Here is a 25,887-nt window from a genome sequence, read left to right as displayed (position 1 = left end):
GGTAGGAAAATGTTCAGGCAAACAGCAAATTTACATATACAAAATATTTCTATAATCCAATAGATAATATTTATGCTAACCCGAAAATAAATTATTTAAGTATCTAACTGCAGATTCCTTTGCAGGAGACAGAAGGTTTCATTGCAACAACAGATTCATACAAGCTTATAAAAAAGATTAAAAACATATTTACTTTTTTTGTAACTTTGCAGCACTTTTAATCAATCAGGCAGAAAGATGAAGAACAAGTTTGATTTTCAGCCCAAGCTAGTATCAGCGCTGAAAAACTACTCTAAAGAGAAATTTATGACCGACCTGATGGCCGGTATTATTGTTGGGATCGTAGCATTACCACTCGCTATCGCTTTCGGTATCGCTTCGGGAGTAAGCCCGGAAAAAGGGTTGATCACCGCTATTCTCGGTGGATTTTTCGTATCGTTGTTAGGAGGATGCAACGTACAAATCGGCGGACCGACAGGTGCGTTTATCGTAATCGTATACGGCATTATCCAAAATTTCGGAATCGAAGGACTGGCTATCGCCACTGTTGTCGCCGGTATTATTCTAGTAATCATGGGGGCGTTGAAACTAGGAACAGTTATCAAGTTTATCCCCTACCCGATCGTTGTCGGTTTCACCAGTGGTATTGCCCTCACCATTTTCACCACGCAGATGAAAGACCTTTTTGGGCTGACAATGGATAAGGTCCCTGCGGATTTCATTTCCAAATGGATCGCCTATTTCGAACATTTCGATACGATGAACCTCTGGTCGTTACTGATCGGGCTTACCAGTATCGTGATTATCGCCATCACACCGAAGTTTTCCAAAAAGATTCCGGGTTCGTTGATTGCCATTATCCTGATGACAGTTGTCGTCTACGTCATGCGCTATCATTTAGGGATCACGGGAATCGAAACGATCGGAGACCGTTTTACGATCAATGCTTCCCTGCCTGGTCCCGAAACGATCAACTTCAATATGGAAACGATCAATCTTCTGCTTCCTTCCGCATTCACTATCGCAATGTTAGGAGCGATCGAATCGTTGCTGTCCGCTACGGTAGCTGACGGTGTGACGGGAGACAAGCATAACTCCAATACCGAATTGATTGCACAAGGGGCCGCTAATATCATCGTACCTGTCTTCGGCGGTATTCCCGTTACCGGTGCGATTGCCCGTACCATGACGAATATCAACAACGGCGGACGCACTCCGGTTGCCGGCATCATCCATGCAATCGTATTGTTACTGATTTTGCTCTTTTTAGGTCCGTTGACCAAACATATTCCGATGGCTTGCCTGGCAGGCGTGTTGATTATCGTTTCGTATAATATGAGTGAATGGCGTACGTTCCGTTCGCTGATGAAGAACCCGAAAAGCGATGTGTCGGTGTTGCTGGTAACTTTCTTTCTGACGGTTATCTTCGACCTGACGATCGCAATCGAAGTCGGATTGCTTATCGCCATGTTCCTCTTTATGAAGCGTGTAGCTGAAACGACTCATGTATCGGTAGTAAAAGACGAGATCGATCTATCGGACGATGGAGAAATCCACCATGACGAAGAAGTCCTTTCCCTTCCTAAAGGTGTGGAAGTATATGAAATCGACGGTCCGTTTTTCTTCGGGGTGGCAAGTAAGTTCGACGATATCATGCACAATATGGGAGATAAACCGAAGATCCGTATCATCCGCATGCGTAAGGTTCCCTTTATGGACTCGACAGGATTGCATAACTTAGAGAACCTGTTCCGCCTGTCACAAGCCGAACACATACATATGATTCTTTCAGGGGTGAACGAGCATGTACGTCGTGTACTTGTCAAATCTGGTTTCGACAAAAAGATCGGAACGGAAAATATTTGCAGCAATATAAACGAAGCTGTAGCAAAAGCACACGAAGCAATAAGATAAATAAAAAATAGCTCCCGTCCTCCTTTTTTCAGATGGGAGCTATTTTTTCAGATTGGAGACAAAAGATAATTCCGTACGACTCAAACATCACACAAACGCTATATGAAGAAAACGGTCTCCCGATTTATCCTTCCTTGCCTCAAACACAAACTCTTTTGCAATCGTCTCTGCATCTTCAAAGCTAAACCCATTCTCCGGCTGGCTCCAATACCAGAGCTGCGGGACATTTTTTTTGCTATTCGATGATTCCATTATTTTATATATTTATCCAACTTTATTCATAAGACACAGAATATGAAAAAACCCCTATCCAAATCAGAAATAAATATTACATTTGTCAATTCTGTCTATACCTTTAAATTGGATACCAGGATATTGGTTATACAAAAACAAATTTATATCCAATTATAAAATATATGAACAAAAAGGCCCTACTCCCGCTAATCGGTTTATTCCTGTTGGTAACAGGAATAGTTCTTCCCGGATCTGCCCATGCACAAATCAGCGAAGGTGGAACACCCACTTCCTTCAAGTATCAAAACACACTGAAAAGCGATCTGCCAACCGTTCAGATCCCCATCAATTTCAGCGTAGAGGACCTGAAAACAGTAGACAGATGGCAGGTCAGCCAAGGGGCACCGTTGAAAGTAGGAGTTTTACTCCCGACAGACCTGACAATAGACAATGCTGGTAGCTGGAATACCCTACCTGATGGCAAAAGAGTATGGCGACTACAAGTACAGGCAAAAGACGCCATAGCTTTAATGCTCAGTTTCAGAGATTTTTATATTCCGGAAAATGGGAAACTCTTTATTTACAGCTCCGATAAAACACACCTGATTGGTGCCTTTACCCATCATACCAATCCACCAACGAAAGAATATGCTACCGAATTTTTAGCCGGTGACAAGATCATACTCGAATATGAAGCAGGCATATCGGAAAACGAACATCCCCGCATCGCAATAGATGCTGTAGGATACGGATATAACCATTTGCATGTTTCACGTACGATGCCGATACAGGCCCTGGCACTTCCGGATCTTGTATGGTAAATATCAATTGCGAAGAGGGAGAAGCTTGGCAAACAGAGAAAAACGGTGTTTGCCAAATGACATTGCCTATTGGAAACTACATCTATATCTGCTCCGGAGCTTTGGTAAACAACACAGCTGAAGATTTGAAACCTTACATCCTTTCTGCTTTCCATTGCATTGACTTGGATATACCAGTCACAGAAAAAAGCTTAAACAAATATACTTTCTATTTCCATTTCGAACATACCGGATGTGAAAATAACTCCAGTATCGCATCTTATAGAACAATAACCGGATGCAAGAAAATAGCCGGAATCCCATTAGATGGCGGTTCAGACGGTCTGCTTCTTTTATTGAACCAAACTATCCCGGAACACTACAATGCCTACTACAACGGTTGGGATCGGAGCAACACAGCCGCCCAATCAGGAGTAGGTATCCATCATCCGTCAGGGGATTATATGAAGATATCGACTTTCAACAAGGTGGCAAGGACCTCTACTTGGTATGGTATAGACAACATCAAAGGCGCACCAAACGCACATTGGAACGTCGTGTTCGAACAAACAGCCAATGGGCATGCTGTAACGGAAGGAGGATCCTCAGGTTCTCCATTGTTCAATCAAAACAAACAGATTGTCGGTACATTGAGTGGCGGTTCATCTTCTTGCGAAAAACCGAACGGAGCCAATACTTATGGTAAACTTTATTATCACTGGGATCAATATCCAAACAAAGACAATACATCTCGTATGGATATATATTTAGATCCCAATCATACCGGCAAAACACAACTGGCCGGCCGATACGCGACAGCTCCGAAAGCAATGCCAACTGATCTGACATCGGTCTACCAAAACGGAGAGGTTCTATTGAAATGGAAAGCACCCGTCTCTGCCAGCGAAAAACCGGAACAGTATAACGTTTATCGAAACAATATATTGATCGGACGTACCTTTTCTACATCTTATATTGACAAAGAACCTGAAACCGGTATCCAATCTTACAGCGTTTCCGCATCGTATACAGACAACAAAGAGTCTGCTGTAGCCACCACATCTATTTATGTCTATGAACTGAAGATCCCAACCGATGTAACCACCTCAACTGATGGCAAGAATATCCTCGTCAAATGGAAGGAACCTATTTACCAGCAAATGATCTACTGGGGAAATGGGACAGCTTATCTTTCGTTAGGTTTCAAACAACCTTTCTATTTCGGACAAAGATGGAATAAGGAAGATCTGAAACCTCTGCACGGGCACCTTGTTGAATCTGTTTCCTTCATACCAACCTCAGGTTCATCTTATACGCTGAACATCATACAAGGAAAACGAAAATATATACAAAAGTTGACTAATTTACCTTTTGATAAATTAATTGAAATCCCGCTTAAAGAATCATTTGTCATTGATGCTTCCCAAGAACTAATCATTGCTTTCCACGCTGAAGCTAAACTATCCACCGCCTATCCAGCAGTCATGGACGAAGGACCAGCAGTCAATGGAAAAGGTAATTTGATTTCATTCGATGGAGAAACGTGGGAATATCTGTATGAACCTTCTGAAAATGAAAATGAAAATTATGATTTCAACTTCTTTCTTGCCGCCACCGTCAGTTCAAAAACAAAGGATATACCAACTATAAAAACTGCATCCAACGACACAACATTGTTAAGTAAGTCATCAGCAATGCCCATACTCACTCGGATATCCGAAGTCGGTTCTTCACTCCGGAGCAGCCAGGCAAGTGCATTTCCGACAATAACAGGTTATAACATTTATCGTAATGGAAGCAAAATCGGCAACGTCCCCAATAAGTTTATCACCCAATATATAGACAAGCAAGCACCGACAGGTAGTATCTTGTATCAGGTTTCCACTCTATACGGAAAAGACGAAAGCAAGAAAGCGGATGCCGACAAAGAAGTAAATGTAGGAAATGAAAAGATCATCCTTTCGGAAACAACGATCTCTCCCACTGTGTTTACAGATCAGGTAGAACTATTCGGAAATGAAAAAGTGGATTTGCTAGAAGTCATCACGTTAGACGGTAAAACGGTCATTCGCCAAAAGAACCCTGGAAAGATCGTTTACACCGGCTCTCTTTCTTCCGGTATTTATATCTTCCGCATCCATACAGATGGAAAAGCTAAGACAATGAAAGCACAAAAAATAAATTGAGAATTAAAAATGGAGAATTGAAAAGCATTGTGACTTCTTACAATGCTTTTCAATTCTCCATTTTTTAATTTTTCAAGCTGACACCGTTACATCAAACCCTTCTTGACGGGCACGGTCGGCAATAGCTTCCAATTCATCTTTTGTCACCTTCTTCAAGTTTTTTACGGGAGTTTCACGGTCGATTGTATAGATCATGACCTGTCTAGGCTTGATTTGTTTTAAAGCTTCCAGCCAACCGGAAATTTCGTGTTCGGTTGTATTCGTCACGCTTTCTCCATCCACTTCCCCTTTCAGGAACATGGTTTGTATAATCAGATTGCCATTAAAACGGCAAAGTTGTTCCAACAACCTATCGAAAGTAAAAGTCGAGGAATTGGGAACATTCAACTGCCCGATACGACTATCCGATATGGAGTCGAGTTTCAGTATATTATCTTCAATCTTATTCAATGCCAAGAAGACATCCTCTTTATGGAGCATGGTCGAGTTCGAGAGCACGGCAATCTTAGCCTTCGGGAAAAAACGGTTACGGGTTTCAATCGTATCATCGATAATATCGGCAAATTCAGGGTGCATGGTAGGTTCACCATTCCCAGCAAAAGTGATTACATCGGGAGCAACACCCTCTGCCTGCATGGAAGACAATTTATTTATCAAAGCCTCCTTTACCTCTGCACGGGTTGGCAGTCTACTGCGCGTACGATGATTCTCGTTTAGTCCGCATTCACAATAAATGCAATTGAATGAACAAAGTTTCCCGTCTGTAGACCTAACCGACGGCTATGTATCGGTCCGAATACTATTTTATCAAAAAGAATTGTAGACATAATAATTTATATTTAAATGCAAAGCTACAAAAGCTATCAAAATGAAGATATGAATCTCCCCTGCTTTAGGACTATTTAGCAAACCGTCAAAATTTCCAGCGCAGTAACGTATATATATCTGCTTTAATATTCCCTTCGATCTCTTCTAAGTCAGTACCGACCACGTCACGATCAGCATAATATGTGTATCCTAATTTAGCAGACACAGAAAGTTGCTTCACAATATCCCACCGGAAAGAAAGCGCCAACCGAACACCTTTTCCATAAAAGGAAGGCATATTGAAAGCATACAAGATATTTTTTTCATAAGAAAATATACGGGTCCGATAATTATCCGTATGAAATCCGGCTATATGAAAATCTGTTTGAACAGGAACATCAACCGGTTTCCAACCTACGCTTTGGGCAATCATCCACCCTCTGCTTTTTTCGTTCGCTTCTGTATAACAAATACCGTCTGCAGATGTCCGCAGCGAGACGGATGAAGAAATCGTATATAAGGCCTGCATACGCAAACGCTGTTGATGGTAAGGTGTTATATCTTCCCTTTGTTTGTATTTATAACGGACGTATACAGACAAATTCCGGCTCGGCGTATAATCAAGTTGAAACATATATTCCTTTCCCGTCGACGGCGCATCCACTCCATATTTCAGCCAGGGAAACCGGAATACATCCGCATACGCGGACAACTTCCAGCGGGCAAAAGGCGTCCATTGCATCCCTATATACATTCCCTGTTCATTCCGGACAGCCGAGTTTTGTGAAAAAGCATTCCCGAAAAAAGCCTGGTAACGTTTATCATAATAACGATACAATAACAGCAAGGAAAAATAAGAAACAGGTGTCAACTGCAAGGCATTCAGGGAAGCAACCGCCCCATTCCGGCTTAAAGCCGTTTCACCATAAAACTTGATCAACTTATTTTTCAACAAGTAATCCACACTGATATTCAGATTCCGGTTACCGCGAAAATAGAAAAGATTATAAGGTTTCGGATCGGGCTGTATCGAATAATTTCCAAAAGAATAAGAAAGGGCAGTCAGACCTATACATAAACCGGGAGTTGCATATCGTACATTCCCGCCATATGTCTGCATGGAAACTTTATGCATCTTCTCCCTGTCCCGTACCAAACGATGTAAACCGTCCGTTTTAAACGAAGTAACGATCGTACTGTCCACACCTCCATCCAACTTCCGATACGAATAGAAGAAGTTGATATCTAAATTTTTCCAATTGACAGTAGCCGCAGCTCCCCGGAAAAAGTCATTTTCATTGATTGAAAAATGACGGCGAAATCCGTTTGTCCTTCTTTCCGTTTGTGAAACAAGAGCATTTCGGCCTGGAGAAAAGTCATTGCTGATCACCAAGCCTTGTCCAAAAGATATTTTATAATCACCTATGGCAAGACTTTTCAACCATTTATTCATTTCTTTGAGAAAAAGATGCACCGAATAATAGTCATACCCTTTATGATATTCATTCCAGAAAGGTTCTCCCACATCTTTTTCTGCAACCAGACCGAATTGAATACGTTCATCAAATTCATACGAATAACGAACAGAATGATAGAACGGCTCTCCCAGATAATTCCGATTCGGATATTGTTGTAGTACACTATCGGGATATGAACAATAGCCTTTCTTTTGTTGAAAACATCTGTCATATCTGATTTGTAAGTTATTAGAACCTCGTTTCAACAAATTTTTCACTGTAATAGGACGTTTATCAACTATTATTTCACTTATATAAATAAACGGGACAAGCAGAGAAATCGTCTCTAAATCGAATGCTTCCACATTTTTAAGCTCATAAAGGGTTAACATTTTTCCATAACGGGAACGATATTCCAGCAATTCCCTTATTTGTAGATCAGATAGGAAAGGGAGACGTTTCAATTGTCCCTCCGTCACCGTATTGAGTTCGAAAGGATGTTCAATAAGATAGGAAAGATCAGTGTAAAGTGCTTCAATACGCTCTTCATCTTCTGTTTCCGAAGCCATTTCTTCTATATATTCCATCCACTTATCAACAGAATATAATGTCTGACTTTTAAGCTGATAACTACTTATTAACAGATACATCAACAGATTTATAAACATTCGTTTCATAGTCAAGCCTGATTAAAAAGAATAGCTCAACCCCAGTCCGGTACTGACTCCCAAAACCGGATGATAAATAGTCGCGACATCTACTGTAAATCCAATCAGACGGTATCCGATTCCCAAAGTGGGTAGGAGGGGAGTAGTCTGTACTCCCGCCCGTATATGGAAGTTTTTGAACGGAGCATATTCAATGCCCACATTTCCCATCCACGTATGTTCTTTATTACTTTCGATAGTTCCTACTATCAACAAGCTGTTAATTATCTCCCATTGAAAACCTATTTGTACAGAATAACCGGTAAAGTATTTTATTTCAGTAGTATATTTATGAATACCTATAGAAGGAAAATTCATTATCAACATTCCAATCAACAGTTTGTCAACGGGACTAAACAAGATTCCGATATCTGTGGAAAGTTGTTTCGGTACTTCCTCCAACAACTCGGTCTGTACCATCTTATATTGGAAACCAATACCGATCCTCCACCGGCCATTCAGCTGTTTCCCTACCGATAACCGAAAAAGAGTTTCCCTATACTGATCATATCCGAAAGAAGAGATATCAACACCTGCCGACAACAACGGATTCGGATATACAAAACCTATTCCAACCGTTCCCAGTTCTTTTACTCCATAACGATTAAAGTATTCCAAATGAAGAACTTTATCCGTATTCAAAGCCACCAATGCCGGATTAAACAAAACAGATTGTGTAACCCCGCTTCCTCCCATTCCCAAACTACGGATATCAGGTATACGAAGGTTATCAACAGCATGAATGTTGATAGATGCCCAAAACAAAACGAATAAACTTATTGATTTCATAGCAAGGTTTTGTTTAGGTTGTCAACTTTCCGGATTATCTCTTTTCACAGCCTGAAGTTCTCTACTATCTTCATTTTGGGCAATCAGATAGCATAGCTGTAACTTATTCAGAATTAATGAATATGGAAAGATGGCAAAATATTTCATAGTCTGTTGATTTTAGTTGTTTGTATTATCACAAAGATATGAATTTTCTGTAAAATCTGTAGTTACTATTCGTAAATCAATTACTTTTGTGAACGATGTTGAGAAAAGACAAGTATAAAATATTGATAATATTCATGTTGTGCGCAATAGGAGTCCATGCACAGAAATTGAAGATCAATACCGTTCCCGAAGGATTACAAAAGGCTTATCTGGATGGAAAGGATACGGTACCTGTTGTTAACTTGAAGGAAATTTACATTTACCCGCCGGTCAAGTTTAAAAACAAACGTGAACAGGCACGTTACACCAAACTGGTCCGTGACGTAAAGCGCACACTACCTTATGCCAAAATGGTTTATGAAACACTGATCGAAACATACGAATATATAGAGACACTCCCCGACGAAAAATCCCGTCAAGCTCATTTGAAACGAATGGAAAAAGAACTTTTTCAGGAATATAAACCGCAGTTGAAAAAACTGACCTTTTCACAAGGAAAACTGCTTATCAAACTGATTGACAGAGAATGTAACCAATCGAGTTACAACTTGTTGAAAGCCTATTTAGGTAGTTTCCGGGCAGGTTTCTGGAACATATTTGCCGGCATGTTCGGCGCCAGCCTGAAAACCGAATACGATCCCAAAGGAAAAGACGCCATGACGGAACGGGTAGTCGTACTTGTTGAAAACGGATTAATCTGACAATTGCTTAAAGAAATCCCAGATGATAATACCGGTAGTCACCGAAACATTCAAAGAATGCTTGGTCCCATACTGCGGTATTTCAATACACATATCACAGTTATCAACGACACATTGTTGAACACCTTTCACTTCGTTTCCCATGATAACTGCATACTTTTTATTCTTGTCCAACAACAAATTATCCAACATCGTACTCCCTTCGGCCTGCTCAACCGCACAGACAGTATATCCCTGTTGCTTCAGTTTATCAACAGCCTCCATCGTATCTTCAAAATACTCCCAATCGACAGTTTCTTCCGCTCCCAAAGCCGTCTTATGAATCTCGGCATGAGGCGGACAAGCCGTGATACCGCACAGGTAAATACTCTCCACCCTAAAAGCATCAGACGTACGAAACACGGATCCTACATTGTTTAAGCTTCTTACATGATCGAGCACAACGACCAACGGAATCTTTTTACTATCTTTGAATGCTTCCGGAGTCAGGCGATTCAACTCTGTTATCTTTAACTTGCGCATAGCTATCGTTTCTTTGCTCGCAAAAGTAGTGAATTAATGTGGATATACCGTTGAAAAGCTATTGATAAGTGGTGGACACAAAATGAAAAATAGTTCTTGCATTATTCAATTTGTTCACTATACATCCTCTAGTTTCTATTATGCAATAAAAATAACGGATTATTTATTACGCCCTATCAACAGTGGTTATACACGTATCAACAACGCTCAACTGCCATTAACTTTTACACACAGGTTATTTTCAACTGAATACTAATAAAGTCTATAAAGTAAAGGATATCAGTATGTAAAACGATAAATAGGATGTTGGTATCTATTTAATAAGTCATTTATATCGTTTAATAACGAACTGGACAAGTATTATAGCACAATTGTATTAACTGTTTCAACAGGATATTATATTCATCATATTTAGATTTAAAATAAAGAATAAATAAGATAATAATAATATGATTGTGGATAACTTGGGAAAAGAACGCAGACGTTTGGGTGAATATCTGCCGGAAGTCTTTGAGACTTGTTTAGCAAATTTTTTACATTACCTCCTGCTTGTTTATTCGTTTTATATATGTTTCCTATGGGAAAATCAATAAAGTTTTTACCTTTGCACATTATCAACTTATAGTTGATAATAGGAGTAAAATAAAGATTATCAGTTATAAAGAATGATGATAACTTTGTTGATAGACTGTAAATAGCGGTTTATACTCATTAGTGATTATCGAATTTTACAATCATTTAATACAGGTAACTATGTTGACAAACCAATCGATCGGATATATAGACGCACCCATCCCAAAGGGGTTGGACCTGAAAGAAGAGATAAACAGGATGCGTAGAGAAAAAAACGCCGTTATCCTTGCTCATTATTATCAGACAGGTGATATTCAAGATATAGCAGATTTTGTGGGAGACAGTTTGGCATTGGCGCAACAGGCAGCTAAGACGACGGCCGATATCATCGTTTTCTGCGGTGTTCATTTTATGGGTGAAACGGCGAAGGTGTTGTGCCCGGACAAGAAAGTGCTGGTCCCGGACTTGAATGCCGGTTGTTCATTGGCAGATAGCTGTCCGGCTGTCGATTTTGCGGAATTTGTCAAACAGCATCCCGATCATGTGGTTATTTCGTATGTAAATACGACTGCTGCTGTAAAAGCCGTGACGGATGTTGTGGTAACGTCTACCAATGCACGTCAGATAGTCGAAAGTTTTCCGGAAGACACGAAGATCATCTTCGGTCCAGACCGGAACTTAGGCAATTACATAAATGGCATTACCGGACGCAAGATGGTGCTTTGGGATGGTGCTTGCCATGTGCATGAACAGTTTTCATTGGAAAAGATATTGGAATTGAAAAAACAATACCCCGATGCGGAAGTCATTACTCACCCGGAGTGCAAACAACCCATCGTACAGGTCTCGGACTTCGTAGGATCGACTGCGGCTCTTTTGAAGCACACTGTTAAGTCGGATAAGAAACAATTCATTGTAGCGACCGAAAGCGGTGTTATTCACGAAATGTGCAAGCAGAGCCCCGATAAAGAATTTATCCCGGCTCCTCCCAATGACAGTACATGTGCTTGCAACGAATGTAATTTTATGCGCTTGAACACGATGGAGAAACTTTACAACTGTTTGAAATACGAACTTCCTGAAATATTTGTCGATGAACAAGTACAGGAAAAAGCGATCCGCCCGATCAAGAAGATGCTGGAGATATCGGAGAGGTTGGGGTTGTAAGAATTGTTAGATAGACGAAACAAGATAAAATGATCCACTGTGAATAAGACAAATACCACAGTGGATTTTTATTTTTTATTTTATAACTGCGATTTTAGTAACTACACTTTCTTTTGAATCTTCGGTGGCAGAGAGCACCAGATATACGCCTGAAGCAACACGGACACCTTTTGTATTCCGGCAGTTCCAGATAGCTTGACCACCTAAAGATTTAGTCTGATAGACCAGATTTCCATTCAGATCGGTGATTTTGACGATCGAGTTATCCATCAATCCCGTGATGGTTACTTTGTCCCTGTATTCAGGTCGTACGGGGTTCGGATATGCATACACGTCTGAATAGTCATCTTTACCTTTTGTCGCTTCTCCTTTGTAAGAAACCAAACCTTTGTCGGAACCGATGAACACTTCGCCAGTATTTTCATTAATTTCTATGGAATATATTTTATCTGATAGTAGCGGACTGTTGGATGTATTGAACTGATGGACGATTTCCTGATTGTCTTCGCTCAATACATAAACACCGCTACCGTCCGTTCCAATCCATTTCCGGTTTCCGTTATCTACCTTGATGGTCGTTATTATCGTATTGTCGAGAAAATAATAAGGGATTCCTTCTTCATTGATTAGTTTTACACGTGTGCAACGCATAGATTGATTGTTTTCTGTCGTTGCCAACTTTGGATTTGTTAAGTATATAGCTCCTTTATTGGTTCCTATCCATATATATCCGTTTTTATCCTCTGCCATACAAGTATAATTGTTAGGGGAAAAGTCGTTATTATCTGTGTCAATGAAGTTTTTAAATTCATATGATGTCGCTTCATCTAAAGAGTTGCTGTTGGTTACGACTGTTAGACAGGCTTGACTGGTAGGGCGAGATATATTGATCCATTTGTCATTGTTTGAGGTGACGAGTATGTCGTTTATCGTGTATTTTCCATTTAACGACTCGACAGACAGGCTATGCCATTTTCCTTCTTTATCCAATATCTTGATAGCTTTGCTCACTTCAGAGTTAGTCATCCATAGGTTTCCTTCCTTATCGAAAGCAAGTCCGTCTACACGACAATAAAAGCCCTCATTGCCATGTGCGTTTTCAAGCGGACTGTTTGTTTTGTTATAAACGGCGGAAGGTTCTCTGTCTATGAATTGAAAAAGGCCATAACCGAAGGAAGATACGTAAATAATCTCTTTTTCAGTATCATTTTTTGTGACGACAATGCTGGTATAGTCTTTAGGCCATGTATTTAGTTTATTCTGAACGACGGAAGGTTCTAGTACACTCCATTTTTCATAGTCATATATCATGACCGATCCAGCTTTATTAAAAGAATTATCCCCTGTCAGGCTTTTTCCACCAGGTATAATATATATTTTATCGTTTTTTGATACGATATCATAAGAACTGTTGGAGTAGGGGCCATCCAAAATTATGGCTTCGTTTATGGCTTCGAACTGGTTGGCTCCTTTTCTTTGGATAGAACGTAGACCTTTGCTTCCTTCGGCTATCCAATATTTGTCAGTCTGATAAGTGCTGATATCTTTGATGGATAGATTGTTGATTTGGTCAAAAGTTTTCGTATCTGTGAAAATATAAACTTGGGATGTGGCCATGCAAGCCAGTTTTTCTCCCACAATTTTCATATTGTTCATTTGTGTGTTGCTGACCAAAGGGACTGTAGTTTCATTCGATTCATAGTAGATACCTTTATTTTGAGACAAATAGAATAGCTTATTTTTAAATGAGGATATTTTGTCTATGGAATTTTCAGATGGGAATCCCGGAATCGAATAAGTTTTCCAGTTTGATCCGTCTAACAGATTATCATTCAAAGAAGCGTATATGACCGTAGACTTTTGACCTTCTTTTGTGGAAGCATATATATTATTGTTGAAAATAGCACAGGATGTTATATTCTTAGATAAGTTATAGGTATCGGTTATTTCTTTTTTGTCCATGTTAACAACTACTATGCCCGACTGTATGGATAAATAGGCATATTCGTTATAAATCATAACGGAATTAAGTGATTTATCTCTTAAAGATGTAGTCGTGTACAGATAAGGTATGTTTTTTACTGAACCTTCTTCTAAAATGTCTATATTGCAGTTTTTGTAAACAATCAATAGTGATTTTGTTTGTTTGTTGTAGGAAATAGATTGGATATCCGTGTCACTCAATCCATTTCCTTTATAATATTGTTTGATGCTGTTATCTTCTTTCCCATATGTGTATAAAGCACCTTCTGCTACGACAAATACTTGGTCTGCGGATTCTTCCACACAATCGGTATTATTGTAGGAGAGATATGTTTTCCATCCAAGCGTGTTGTCATTGTCATTAACTGATAAGGCAGGAAATGATAATAAGAAAAGCAAGATGACAGTTAATATATTTCTCATATTAATTACAATATTAAAATGTGTAATTCGATAAAAAAGCAGTCAATTTTTTGACAGCTTCGGCACGGTGGCTGATCTGGTTTTTTATATCATTGCCCATTTCGGCAAATGTTTGTGAGTAAGTGTCGGGGACAAATATGGGATCGTACCCGAAACCGCTTTCGCCTCTTTTTTCGTTTATGATCGTACCGTTGACAATACCTTCAAACAAATATTCTTTTCCATTCAAGATAAGAGCGATTACCGTACGGAAACGAGCTTTCCGGTTTTTCTTGTTTTCCATTTCATGGAGAAGTTTGTCCATATTGGCTTCCGAATCATGTCCGGGACCGGCATAACGTGCCGAATATACTCCGGGAGCGTTGTGTAGGGCTTCTACTTCAAGGCCAGTGTCGTCTGCAAAACAGTCATATCCAAAATGTTCTTTTATGTAACGGGCTTTTTGCAAGGCGTTGCCTTCTAATGTTTCTGCTGTTTCGGGTATATCCTCATGGCAGTTGATCTCTGAGAGGCTGACTATTTCGGTATATCCGGATGTGATTTTCCGGACTTCATCTAGCTTATGTCGGTTGTTTGTTGCGAATACAAGTTTCATGTTTGTTGAGTATGAATAAAAAAGCACTTCTATACGATGTGTATATAACGTATGGAAGTGCTTTAAATTGTTTGGATGATTGTTTTATGTTTTTATCTGGTCAAACCCTTCCCCGTATACCCCTCTGACGATACTTTGAGAGATGAAGGCCTGATGGTCGATTTGTTTTACCAGACGGAAAATGGAAACGGATTCTGATTTTTTTGCCAGCAATACAACGACCTTGACCGGTTTTCGGGAATATCCGCCTACACCGTCGAGAATGGTACAACCGCGATCCAGGTCATGGATGATCCGCTCAGCTATTTCATCGTATTTCTGAGAAAAGATCAGGAATTGGACGGATTGACGGTTTCCGTTCAGTACGGCATCTATGATATAGTTGCTTACGAACATTTCGACAAAACCGAACACGATCTTTTCAACATCATGGAAAAGAAAAAATGAGGAACCGATGATAATGAAGTCACAAAACAACAATGCACGCCCGATGGAGATATTTTTGTATTTGTTTACAATAGCTCCCACGATATCCGTTCCTCCGGTACTACCGTTTGCCGAAAAGACAAGTCCGAGACCTGCCCCGCAAAGGAATGCACCAATAATAATGGACATGAACGGTTGGTCATGTAGAAGTGGCTGTCCTTTCAGAAGCCATTCGAAGAATGACAAGGAGGCTGACAGGGAAAAAACTCCGAAAATTGTTTTTATCAGAAATTTAAGTCCTAGAATTTTTAAAGCAGCCAATAATAGAACAACGTTGATAACGAAGTAAGACACAGAAACGGGAATAATCTCGTTACTGGCAAAAAAGATTAAGGCACAAATACCACTGACTCCACCGGTGATGATTTCATTCGACAGAATGAAAGCGTTGAAGCCGAAGCCGTACAAGAGAGTACCCAACAGGATCATCAGGTAATCTTGTACAGCAAAATAGACTTTGTTGTTTATAAGCTTCATATAAATAAATTTAGATTACGATGTTTACAATCTTTCCTGGAACAACGATAATCTTTTTCGGAGTCTTGCCTTCCATCCACTTAGCCGAATTTTCATGGGCAAGAGCGGCTTTCTCAATCTCTTCGCGAGGCATATCGGCTGGAAGTTCCATGCTGAAACGAGCTTTGCCGTTGAAGGAGATAGCGTAAGTAAGCGAGTTTTCTTTCAAGTATTCTTCGTTGTAGACAGGCCATTCGGCATCGCATACGGTAGTATTGTGACCGCAGGTATGCCATAATTCTTCAGCGGTATGAGGAGCGAACGGAGCAAGCAGAACGATTAACTGTTCCAGGATCGCCCGTTTGTTGCATTTCAGGCTGCTCAATTCGTTTACACAGATCATAAAGGCACTGATGGAAGTGTTGTACGAGAAATGTTCGATGTCGTATGTCACTTTCTTGATCAGTTTATGCAGTGATTTCAGTTCGTCGGCTGTCGGTTCCGCATCCGTAATCTGCAAGGTGTCCGTATTGCCGAAGAACAATCCCCAGAGCTTTTTCAGAAAGCGGTGTACACCGTCGATACCGTTCGTATCCCATGGTTTTGATTGTTCCAACGGGCCTAAGAACATTTCATACAGACGAAGTGTGTCAGCACCATATTTCTCGACAATCATATCCGGATTGACCACATTGAACATGGATTTCGACATCTTTTCAACAGCCCATCCGCAGATGTATTTGCCATCTTCCAATACGAATTCCGCGTCGTTATATTCCGGACGCCAGTTTTTGAAGGCTTCAATATCCAGTATATCGTTTGATACGATATTTACGTCTACATGGATAGGAGTGACTTCGTACTGGTCTTTCAGGTTCAGGGATACGAATTTGTTCGTGCCGTTGATACGGTATACGAAGTTGGAACGTCCTTGGATCATACCTTGGTTGATCAGTTTCTTGAACGGTTCCTCTTCACAAACGATACCTAAGTCAAACAGGAATTTATTCCAAAAACGGCTGTAGATCAGGTGTCCGGTAGCATGTTCGGTACCACCGATATACAGGTCTACGTTGCGCCAGTATTCATCTACGTCTTTAGCAACCAAAGCCTGGTCGTTGCGCGGGTCCATGTAACGCAGGTAATAGGCGGATGAACCGGCGAATCCCGGCATCGTGCAAAGTTCCAGCGGGAAGATAGTCTTGTTGTCTATTTTGGAAACTTCCGTGACTTCCTGTTTTACGGTGTCCCATGCCCATTTTACGGCGTGTCCCAGAGGCGGTTCACCTGTTTCGGTCGGCAGGAATTTATCTACTTCCGGCAATTCCAACGGTAATTTGTCTACCGGCAACATCTGAGGCATACCGTCTGCATCGTAATAGACAGGGAACGGTTCGCCCCAGTAACGCTGGCGGCTGAAGATAGCGTCGCGCAGACGGTAGTTCACCTTTACACGTCCTAACTTATGTTCTGCCACGTATTTCTTGGTGGCGGCGATTGCTTCTTTTACGGTCAGACCGTTCAACGACAGGTCGCAATGAGGCGTTACGTCCGGTTTCGGTGAGTTGCAGACGATTCCTTCTTTCGCATCGAAACTTTCTTCGCTTACGTCGCAACCTTCGATCAGCGGGACAATCGGCAAGTTGAAATGTTTGGCGAATGCATAGTCACGGCTGTCGTGTGCCGGAACGGCCATGATAGCGCCTGTTCCGTAGCCGGCCAGTACATAGTCGCTGATCCAGACAGGCACGGCGTCGCCCGTGAACGGATTGATTGCGTATGAACCGCTGAATACACCGGTAACGGAACGATCAGCGATACGTTCACGCTCCGTACGTTTTTTAGTACGGTCCAGATAAGCGTCGACTTCTTGTTTTTGCTCCGGAGTCGTCAATTGTGCGACCAGTTCGCTTTCGGGAGCCAAGACCATGAAAGTGACACCGAACATGGTGTCGGCACGGGTTGTAAAGATGGTAAATTCGAGATCGCTGTCTTTTACTTTGAATTGGATTTCGGCACCTTCGCTGCGGCCGATCCAGTTACGCTGTGTTTCTTTCAGCGAGTCTGTCCAGTCGATCGTCTCCAGTCCATCCAGAAGCCGTTGTGCATAGGCGGATACGCGCAGGCACCACTGACGCATGATCTTTTGTTCCACCGGATAGCCACCACGTTCGGAAACGCCGTTCACCACTTCGTCGTTGGCCAGTACCGTACCCAATGCGGCACACCAGTTTACCATCGTTTCGCCTCGATAAGCGATCCGGTAGTTCAACAGGATTTCCTGTTTTTCTTTATCGTTTTTGGCTTTCCATTCACCGGCAGTGAAATGCAATTCTTCGCTGCAAGCTACATTCAAACCTTCCGTTCCGGACTGTTCGAAAGCGGCAACCAGTTCGCTGATGGGACGTGCCTGCTTTTTATCGTTGCAGTAATAGCTGTTGAACATCTGGATGAATGCCCATTGCGTCCATTTATAATATTCGGGATCGCAAGTACGGATCTCGCGGTTCCAGTCGTAACTGAAACCTATTTTGTCCATCTGTTCCCGATAACGGGCGATGTTTTTCTTTGTCGTTACTTCAGGATGCTGTCCGGTTTGGATAGCATATTGTTCTGCCGGCAGTCCGTAGGCATCGTAGCCCATCGGATGCAAGACATTGAAACCTTGCAGGCGTTTGTAACGGGAATAAATATCAGAAGCGATATAACCGAGTGGATGGCCTACATGTAGTCCTGCTCCTGATGGATAAGGGAACATGTCCAAAACGTAATACTTTGGTTTGTCGGTATTTTTTTCGACTTTATAAACCTTATTGGCAATCCAGTATTCGTGCCACTTTTTCTCAATTTCTCTGAAATTGTACTCCATGATCGTCTATCGTTTATTTTATCGTTTTCTATTTAAAGCCACAAAGTTAGTGAATTTTGTAATACATAAAGAGTTGAAGCGGCAAATTGCAAGGACGGGCAAAATAAAATTTCATTCTGGAGGTTGTGGATGTCAATCTGGAAATTACAATATCCTCCTTTAGACCTCAAAATATATAATAAATTCTTGGTTTATAGCAAAATGATAAAAATATCTGTTTGTTAAAAAATATTACCCTATATAGGGTGATTTGAATTAAACAGGGTGGAAAATCAAATTTACAAAAAAATCCCCCGCAGAAGGGCGAGGGAGCCTAATGTTTTCACAACGGAATAATCCTTATTGTGATTTGCTTCATTTTAGTTAGGCAAATGTATGAAATAAAAGATTTGTATGCAAATATATTTTAGAAATTTATATATTTGGGAGAATAAAAATAATATACCATGAAAAGAATTTTGGGATTGGATTTAGGTACGAGTAGTATAGGGTGGGCATTGGTAAATGAAAGTGAAAGAGCTGAGGAAATATCATCAATCGTTCAGTTAGGTGTAAGAGTCAATCCCTTGACTGTGGATGAAATGCAAAATTTTGAAAAAGGGAAGAGTATTACAACCAATGCCGATAGAACCCTTAAAAGAAGTATGCGTCGTAATTTGCAACGATACAAATTACGGCGTGACGTGTTAATCAAGCTTTTGAAAAAAGTCGGGTTTATTACAGATAAAACGATCCTTTCGGAACAAGGAAATAGGACTACGTTCGAAACTTACCGTTTGCGGGCAAAGGCTGCTGAAGAAGAAATATCTTTGGAAGAGTTGGCTCGTGTGTTGTTAATGATAAACAAGAAGCGTGGATATAAAAGTAGCCGGAAAGCAAAAGGAGAGGAAGATGGTTCTTTGATTGACGGGATGGAGATTGCTAAGAAATTGTATGATGAGGATTTGACTCCCGGACAACTTTGTCTGCAATTGCTTGAATCAGGCAAGAAAACTTTTCCTGATTTCTATCGTTCAGATTTGCAGGATGAATTTGATAGGATATGGAATTTCCAAAAGCAATTCAATCCCCAATCTTTTTGTGATACAGCCAAAGAGGAGGTTAAGGGAAAAAATAAAAGTCAAACTTGGGCTATTCTGGCAAAATACTTTACATGGACCAAAGAGGTAAGTGTTTGGAATGAAAATGAGGCTAAAACGGAAAATCAAGAAAAGGAATATAGGCTTGTCGGTCTTAAACGGACGGTGAAAGGGGAGGAGCTGAAAAAGGAAAACTATTGTTGGCGTGTACAGGCTCTTACCGAACGATTGGACTTGGAAGAGATAGCTGTGGTATTGCAAGAAATCAATGGACAGATTAGTGCGTCAAGTGGTTATCTGGGAGCTATCAGCGATCGAAGTAAAGTCCTTTATTTCAATCATCAGACAGTAGGACAATACCAAATGGCTGAACTCAATAAAAATCCCAATATGAGTTTGCGCAATATGGTTTTCTATCGGCAAGATTATTTGGATGAGTTTAATGCAATTTGGGAAAAACAAGCGGAGTTTCATAAAGAACTGACACCGGAACTAAAGAAGGGGATACGTGATGTCATTATCTTTTACCAGAGGCGTTTGAAAAGCCAGAAGGGTTTGATTGGCTTTTGTGAATTTGAAAACCGGGAAATTATAGTAGAAAAGAATGGCAAGACGCAGACTAAGATTATAGGATGTAAGGTAATACCTCGTTCACATCCGTTATTTCAGGAGTTTAAGATATGGCAGACATTGAATAATATCGAAGTGTTTGTGGGTGAGAGAAAGAGAAAACGCAAGCAAACGAATGTTTCCTCCGATTTGTTTGACGATACAGAGGATGTCTTGGTAACGAAAGGCAGGCGGTTTTTGTATCAAGAAGAAAAAGAGATATTGGCCAAAGAGCTTTCTATAAAAGAAAACTTGAAGAAAGCGGAAGTATTGAAACTCTTATTTGAAAATCCGCAAGAGTTAGATATGAATTTCAAACAGATAGATGGTAATCGTACAGGATTTGCCCTATTCTCCGCATATGGCAGGATGATTGAAAAGTATGGCTATGAACCTTTGGATTTTAAGAAGCCTGCGGATGAGATCATCAACCAATTAAAGGCTGTCTTTTCCGATTTGGGATGGAATACGGATTTACTTTCCATAGGTTTGGATAAAGAGGGCAAGGAATTGGAAATGCAACCTTATTTCAGGCTTTGGCATCTATTGTATTCATTTGAAGGGGATAACACGCCTGCCGGAAATGGTAAATTGATTGAAAAAATCATGCAATTGTGCAGGGTTGAGAAAGAATATGCCATTGAATTGGCGAATATCTCGTTTCAAGATGATTACGGAAGTTTAAGTGCTAAAGCCATTAAAAAAATTTTACCTTATTTGAAGGAAGGTAACCAGTATGACGTAGCTTGTGAGTATGCCGGCTATCGTCATTCCAAATCATCGTTGACTAAGGAGGAGATAGAAAATAAGGCTTTAAAAGACAAATTGGATATCCTTCCTAAAAACAGTTTGCGCAATCCTGTGGTAGAAAAGATCTTGAACCAAATGGTGAATGTGGTCAATGCAGTTATTGATGCGTATGGAAGACCTGATGAAATCCGGGTGGAACTGGCGAGAGAGTTGAAAAAGAGTGCCAAAGAACGTGAGGAACTAACTAAGGCTATTGCGAAGAATACCCGTGAACATGATGAGATACGCAAACTGTTGCAATCGGAATTCGGTATGATTCATGTGAGCCGTAATGATATCATACGATATAAACTTTATGAAGAGTTGAAAGAGAATGGATACAAGACGTTGTATTCCAACCAATATATCCCGAAAGAAAAACTGTTCAGTAAAGAAATAGACATCGAACATATCATTCCACAAGCCCGTCTTTTTGATGATTCGTTGTCCAATAAAACATTGGAATATAAGGCAATCAATATAGAAAAAGGGAATAAGACGGCCTACGATTTCGTGAAAGATAAATATGGAGAAGAGGGGTTGCAAGAATATCTCAATCGTTGTGAAACCGTATGTAATGACAAGAAAGCCAAACTCCGGAAATTAAAGATGCAACAGAACGATATTCCGGATGGATTTATTGACAGGGATTTACGGAATACGCAATATATTGCCAAAAAGGCGCTTTCCATGCTGAAGGATATTTGTCGCAGAGTGGTGGCTACGACCGGTTCTATCACGGATAAGTTGCGTGAAGATTGGCAACTTGTGGATGTGATGAAAGAATTGAACCTGCCGAAATATGAAGCCTTGGGGTTGGTGGAGAGGTTTGAGGATAAGGATGGAAGAATTATCAAGCGGATAAAAGATTGGACAAAGAGGAACGATCATCGGCATCATGCGATGGACGCTTTGACGGTTGCGTTCACCAAAGATGTGTTTATCCAGTATTTTAACAATAAAAATGCCGCTTGGGAATCCGATTGCAAGGAACATGCTAATATAATAGGTATAAAGACCCGTTATTTTGAATCGGGGAGGGCTGTTCCGCCTATGCCGTTGGGACAGTTCCGGGTTGAGGCGAAATCACATTTGGAAAATCTGTTGGTTTCTATCAAAGCCAAGAATAAAGTCGTTACTACCAATGTGAATTGCATCAGAAAGAAAGGGGGAATATCTGAAAAGCACCAGCAAACTCCGCGCGGACAATTGCATTTGGAAACAATTTATGGAAGCCATAAGCAATATGTCACGAAGATGGAAAAAGTGAATGCTTCTTTTGATGCAGCCAAGATTGCGACCGTAAGTAGGCAGAATTACAGGAATGCATTGTTAAGGCGTTTAGAGGCTTTTGGGAATGACCCCAAGAAAGCGTTTACCGGTAAAAACACGTTGGAAAAGAATCCTGTCTATCTGGATAGGGCACAAACCATGCGAATGCCGGACAGGGTACAAACAGTCGAATTTGAAGCGGTTTATACGATACGCAAACCTATTGATTCTAATTTGAATGTAGAGAAAGTGGTAGATGCGAAGGTTCGCGCTATTTTGGAACAACGCCTGGAAGAATATGGAGGAGATGCTAAAAAAGCATTTGTCAATTTGGATGAAAACCCTATATGGTTGAATCAGGAGAAAGGAATAAGTATCAAACGGGTGAGCATTCGAGGAATCAATAATGCCCAATCGCTACATGTGAAGAAAGATAAAAACGGGAATCCGATTCTGGATGAAAACGGAAAACAGATCCCTGTGGATTTTGTAAATACCGGCAACAACCATCATGTGGCTATTTATCGTAAGCCAGTTTTAGATAAGAAAGGACAGGTGATGTTTGATGAAGATGGCAATCTGATGTATGAATTGGACGAAGTGGTCGTTTCTTTCTTTGAGGCAGTAACGCGGGCTAATTTGGGGTTGCCTATTATCAATAAGGATTACAGAAGAAGTGAAGGCTGGCAATTTTTGTTTAGCATGAAGCAAAATGAATATTTCGTATTCCCGAATGAAAAAACAGGTTTCAATCCAAAGGAAATAGATTTGTTGGATCCGGATAATTATGCGGTGATTAGTCCGAATTTGTTTAGGGTGCAGAAATTTTCTACAAAAAATTATTGTTTTAGACATCATTTGGAAACAGATGTTCAAGAACGAAAAGCTTTATTAGGTATAACATATAAATGGCAATTGGGATTGAAAGCTATTAAAGATATAGTCAAAGTCCGAATCAACCACATTGGGCAAATCGTTTCAGTGGGAGAGTACTAAAGTCCTAATAGGGGTTGAAACAAATAGGGTGTATGCTATTTCCAAAAAGGTTGTACCCTTTTCCAAAATAGTATGCACCCTTTTTTTTATTCCGATTAATAACATATTAAAATCGAATAGCTTATGATCAAGAAAACCCTTTATTTCGGAAATCCCGTTTACCTATCTCTGAAAAATGCTCAGTTGGTAATAAAGTTACCGGAGGTAGTCAGGAATGATACATTGCCTGAAAGTTTCAAACGAAACTCGGAAGTGACCAAGCCCATTGAGGATATCGGAGTTGTAGTACTGGACCATAAACAGATTACTATCACTTCGGGAGTGTTGGAGGCTTTGCTTGAAAATAATTGCGCCATTATAACGTGTGATAGTAGAAGTATGCCTGTCGGTTTGATGCTTCCTTTGTGTGGAAACACTACGCAAAACGAAAGGTTTCGTGACCAATTGGATGCTTCGTTACCGTTAGTGAAACAACTTTGGCAACAGACGATAAAAGCGAAGATTGAAAACCAAGCAGCAGTTTTACAGGAATGTTCCGGGGCAGAAACAAGATGTATGAAAGTATGGGCGGACGACGTGAAAAGTGGAGATTCCAATAACTTGGAGGCTCGTGCTGCTGCTTATTATTGGAAGAATCTGTTCCCGATAAAAGATTTTACAAGAGATCGAGAGGGAATTCCACCTAATAATTTATTGAATTATGGATATGCTGTTTTGCGGGCAATTGTTGCTCGCGGATTGGTGGTGAGTGGACTTTTGCCTACTTTGGGTATCCATCATCATAATCGTTATAATGCTTATTGTCTGGCAGATGATATAATGGAGCCGTATCGCCCGTATGTGGATCGTTTGGTTTATAATATGATAAATCAAGGTGTCGATTATACGGAACTGACAAAGGAGTTGAAGGCACAACTGCTTATTATTCCGACATTGGAAACGAACATAGCGGGAAAACGTAGTCCGTTGATGGTGGCAGTTGGACAGACAACAGCTTCTTTGTACAAATGCTTTAGTGGAGAGTTACGTAAAATATTCTATCCGAAAATGTAATGAACCGATTTAGTGAATATCGTATTATGTGGGTGCTTATATTATTTGACTTGCCTACGGAGACAAAAAAGGAGAAGAAGGCGTATGTAGATTTCAGAAAGAATCTGCAACGGGATGGGTTTACCATGTTTCAGTTTTCCATCTATGTCCGTCATTGTGCCAGTAGTGAAAATGCAGATGTCCACATAAAAAGAGTTAAATCTTTTCTTCCGGAATATGGAAAGGTTGGAATTATGTGTATTACGGATAAGCAATTTGGGAATATAGAGCTTTTTTATGGTAAAAAAACAATGGAAGTAAATACTCCGGGGCAGCAATTGGAACTGTTTTAAAAAGCAAGAATCCTACTCAATGCAGGATTCTTGCCTTGAAACAACGTCTGTTTTTTATTTTTAATTTGAATTATAAACCATTGATTATTAATTGATAATAGCAATTCTGCTGTTTCTAATGGTTCAAATATACTAAGAATGAAAGCAAATCACAACTCATTCGCTGCGTTATCTCGCGTGTGGCGGCTGTTTCTAATGGTTCAAATATACTAAGAATGAAAGCAAATCACAACCTGCGCTCTGGCGAGAAATAACTCGCTAAGCTGTTTCTAATGGTTCAAATATACTAAGAATGAAAGCAAATCACAACTATCACGCAGACTGTCGAAACTGTTGATACGCTGTTTCTAATGGTTCAAATATACTAAGAATGAAAGCAAATCACAACACGAGTATAAAGCTACTTATGTAGCGGTAGCTGTTTCTAATGGTTCAAATATACTAAAATGAAAGTAAATCACAACGTATGGCTTATTATAGCCAGGGCAACCACACAAAATTCGGAAATCGTATGAACTATATCAAAGAAAAAACAGAACCTTATCATATAAGTTTTTCCCATTTCCTCTGTCACTGTATCACTGATTTCTTTTTACCAATTGATATTCAACTTGTTTGATTAGTGATATATGCCCGTTTTCTCTATCACTACGGTATCACAACCCTATCACTGGCAACTTGGATGGGAAACAGGTATACCGCTTATACATATCTGTATATTAGTATATTACAAATAAAACAAACAATAAACACTTGATTCCCATCCCTGCAAACCACTCGATTATTTTATGTAAAAACGGCTATAAAATAGGTGAAACCGGGTAGTTTTTATTGTCCGGCACGGCACTTTAGTTGCCGGACACCCCCATGTTACCCCCTTTTACACCCGGATGTACCGGCTCCCTACACCCGGATGTAAAGGATGGCAACATGGGGGTGTT

General features: G+C 40.3%; 16 protein-coding genes and 1 pseudogene. 8 read left to right on the top strand and 9 right to left on the bottom strand.

Features of this window, described 5'->3' with window-relative positions:
* Positions 1-237: 237 nt before the first annotated feature.
* Positions 238-1,914: a SulP family inorganic anion transporter gene (locus BHV83_RS16715; RefSeq protein WP_005639592.1), complete on the top strand. Its 1,677-nt coding sequence runs from the start codon at positions 238-240 to the stop codon at positions 1,912-1,914.
* 87 nt (positions 1,915-2,001) lie between these two features.
* Here the strand turns inward: BHV83_RS16715 and BHV83_RS16710 are convergent, their stop codons facing one another.
* Positions 2,002-2,166, bottom strand: a complete 165-nt coding sequence (locus BHV83_RS16710; RefSeq protein WP_005645178.1) for a hypothetical protein — start codon at positions 2,164-2,166, stop codon at positions 2,002-2,004.
* Positions 2,167-2,330: 164 nt separating this feature from the next.
* Here BHV83_RS16710 and BHV83_RS16705 point away from each other — a divergent pair, with 164 nt between their 5' ends.
* Together BHV83_RS16705 and BHV83_RS16700 are read left to right on the top strand one after the other, a co-directional pair.
* On the top strand, positions 2,331-2,969 hold the full coding sequence (locus BHV83_RS16705; RefSeq protein ID WP_286757788.1) for a hypothetical protein: 639 nt from the start codon (positions 2,331-2,333) through the stop codon (positions 2,967-2,969).
* Positions 2,963-5,134: a T9SS type A sorting domain-containing protein gene (locus tag BHV83_RS16700; RefSeq protein WP_286757786.1), complete on the top strand. Its 2,172-nt coding sequence runs from the start codon at positions 2,963-2,965 to the stop codon at positions 5,132-5,134. Before BHV83_RS16705 ends, BHV83_RS16700 begins: the two co-directional genes overlap by 7 nt.
* 72 nt (positions 5,135-5,206) lie before the next feature.
* Here BHV83_RS16700 and BHV83_RS16695 read toward each other — a convergent pair.
* The 3 genes and pseudogenes from BHV83_RS16695 to BHV83_RS16685 all read right to left on the bottom strand — a co-directional run bounded on the left by BHV83_RS16695 (position 5,207) and on the right by BHV83_RS16685 (position 8,894).
* Positions 5,207-5,961: pseudogene (locus BHV83_RS16695) on the bottom strand (radical SAM protein).
* A gap of 86 nt (positions 5,962-6,047) precedes the next feature.
* Complete coding sequence (locus tag BHV83_RS16690; protein WP_122205550.1) at positions 6,048-8,075, bottom strand: helix-hairpin-helix domain-containing protein; 2,028 nt, start codon at positions 8,073-8,075, stop codon at positions 6,048-6,050.
* Positions 8,076-8,087: 12 nt separating this feature from the next.
* Positions 8,088-8,894, bottom strand: a complete 807-nt coding sequence (locus BHV83_RS16685; protein WP_122205549.1) for a PorV/PorQ family protein — start codon at positions 8,892-8,894, stop codon at positions 8,088-8,090.
* A gap of 242 nt (positions 8,895-9,136) precedes the next feature.
* Between BHV83_RS16685 and BHV83_RS16680 the strand changes: the two genes are divergently transcribed.
* Positions 9,137-9,742, top strand: coding sequence for a DUF4294 domain-containing protein (locus BHV83_RS16680; protein WP_122205548.1), 606 nt, complete (start codon positions 9,137-9,139; stop codon positions 9,740-9,742).
* Here the strand turns inward: BHV83_RS16680 and BHV83_RS16675 are convergent.
* Positions 9,734-10,264 carry an RNA methyltransferase gene (locus BHV83_RS16675; protein WP_005639610.1) on the bottom strand — a complete coding sequence of 177 codons (531 nt, stop codon included), beginning with the start codon at positions 10,262-10,264 and terminating at the stop codon, positions 9,734-9,736. The genes BHV83_RS16680 and BHV83_RS16675 overlap by 9 nt on opposite strands.
* Positions 10,265-11,017: 753 nt before the next feature.
* On the opposite strand from BHV83_RS16675, the gene nadA reads away from it, so the two are divergent.
* Positions 11,018-12,004: a quinolinate synthase NadA gene (nadA, locus tag BHV83_RS16670; protein ID WP_286757781.1), complete on the top strand. Its 987-nt coding sequence runs from the start codon at positions 11,018-11,020 to the stop codon at positions 12,002-12,004.
* 75 nt (positions 12,005-12,079) lie between these two features.
* Here the strand turns inward: nadA and porZ are convergent, their stop codons facing one another.
* From porZ to leuS, 4 genes are all read right to left on the bottom strand, one after another.
* Positions 12,080-14,410, bottom strand: a complete 2,331-nt coding sequence (gene porZ, locus BHV83_RS16665; RefSeq protein WP_286757779.1) for a type IX secretion system anionic LPS delivery protein PorZ — start codon at positions 14,408-14,410, stop codon at positions 12,080-12,082.
* 13 nt (positions 14,411-14,423) lie between these two features.
* The gene (locus BHV83_RS16660; protein ID WP_005639618.1) at positions 14,424-15,005 is read right to left on the bottom strand and encodes a non-canonical purine NTP diphosphatase; all 582 of its coding nucleotides are present in this window, start codon (positions 15,003-15,005) and stop codon (positions 14,424-14,426) included.
* Positions 15,006-15,089: 84 nt separating this feature from the next.
* A complete protein-coding gene (locus BHV83_RS16655; RefSeq protein WP_005639620.1) occupies positions 15,090-15,968 on the bottom strand; it encodes a YitT family protein in 879 nt (292 codons plus the stop codon).
* A 10-nt stretch (positions 15,969-15,978) separates the two neighbouring features.
* Positions 15,979-18,816, bottom strand: a complete 2,838-nt coding sequence (leuS, locus tag BHV83_RS16650; protein ID WP_122205544.1) for a leucine--tRNA ligase — start codon at positions 18,814-18,816, stop codon at positions 15,979-15,981.
* Between the two features lie 446 nt (positions 18,817-19,262).
* Between leuS and cas9 the strand changes: the two genes are divergently transcribed.
* The 3 genes from cas9 (at position 19,263) to cas2 (ending at position 24,946) form a co-directional block, all read left to right on the top strand.
* Positions 19,263-23,561, top strand: a complete 4,299-nt coding sequence (gene cas9, locus BHV83_RS16645) for a type II CRISPR RNA-guided endonuclease Cas9 (RefSeq protein ID WP_122205543.1) — start codon at positions 19,263-19,265, stop codon at positions 23,559-23,561.
* 123 nt (positions 23,562-23,684) lie between these two features.
* Complete coding sequence (gene cas1 / locus BHV83_RS16640; protein WP_119216499.1) at positions 23,685-24,614, top strand: type II CRISPR-associated endonuclease Cas1; 930 nt, start codon at positions 23,685-23,687, stop codon at positions 24,612-24,614.
* Positions 24,614-24,946, top strand: a complete 333-nt coding sequence (gene cas2 / locus BHV83_RS16635) for a CRISPR-associated endonuclease Cas2 (protein ID WP_122205542.1) — start codon at positions 24,614-24,616, stop codon at positions 24,944-24,946. The genes cas1 and cas2 overlap by 1 nt, the downstream gene beginning before the upstream one ends.
* Positions 24,947-25,887 lie beyond the last annotated feature (941 nt).

The organism is Parabacteroides sp. merdae-related_45_40 (assembly GCF_001915675.1).
This window is presented reverse-complemented; position numbering and strand designations above follow the sequence as displayed.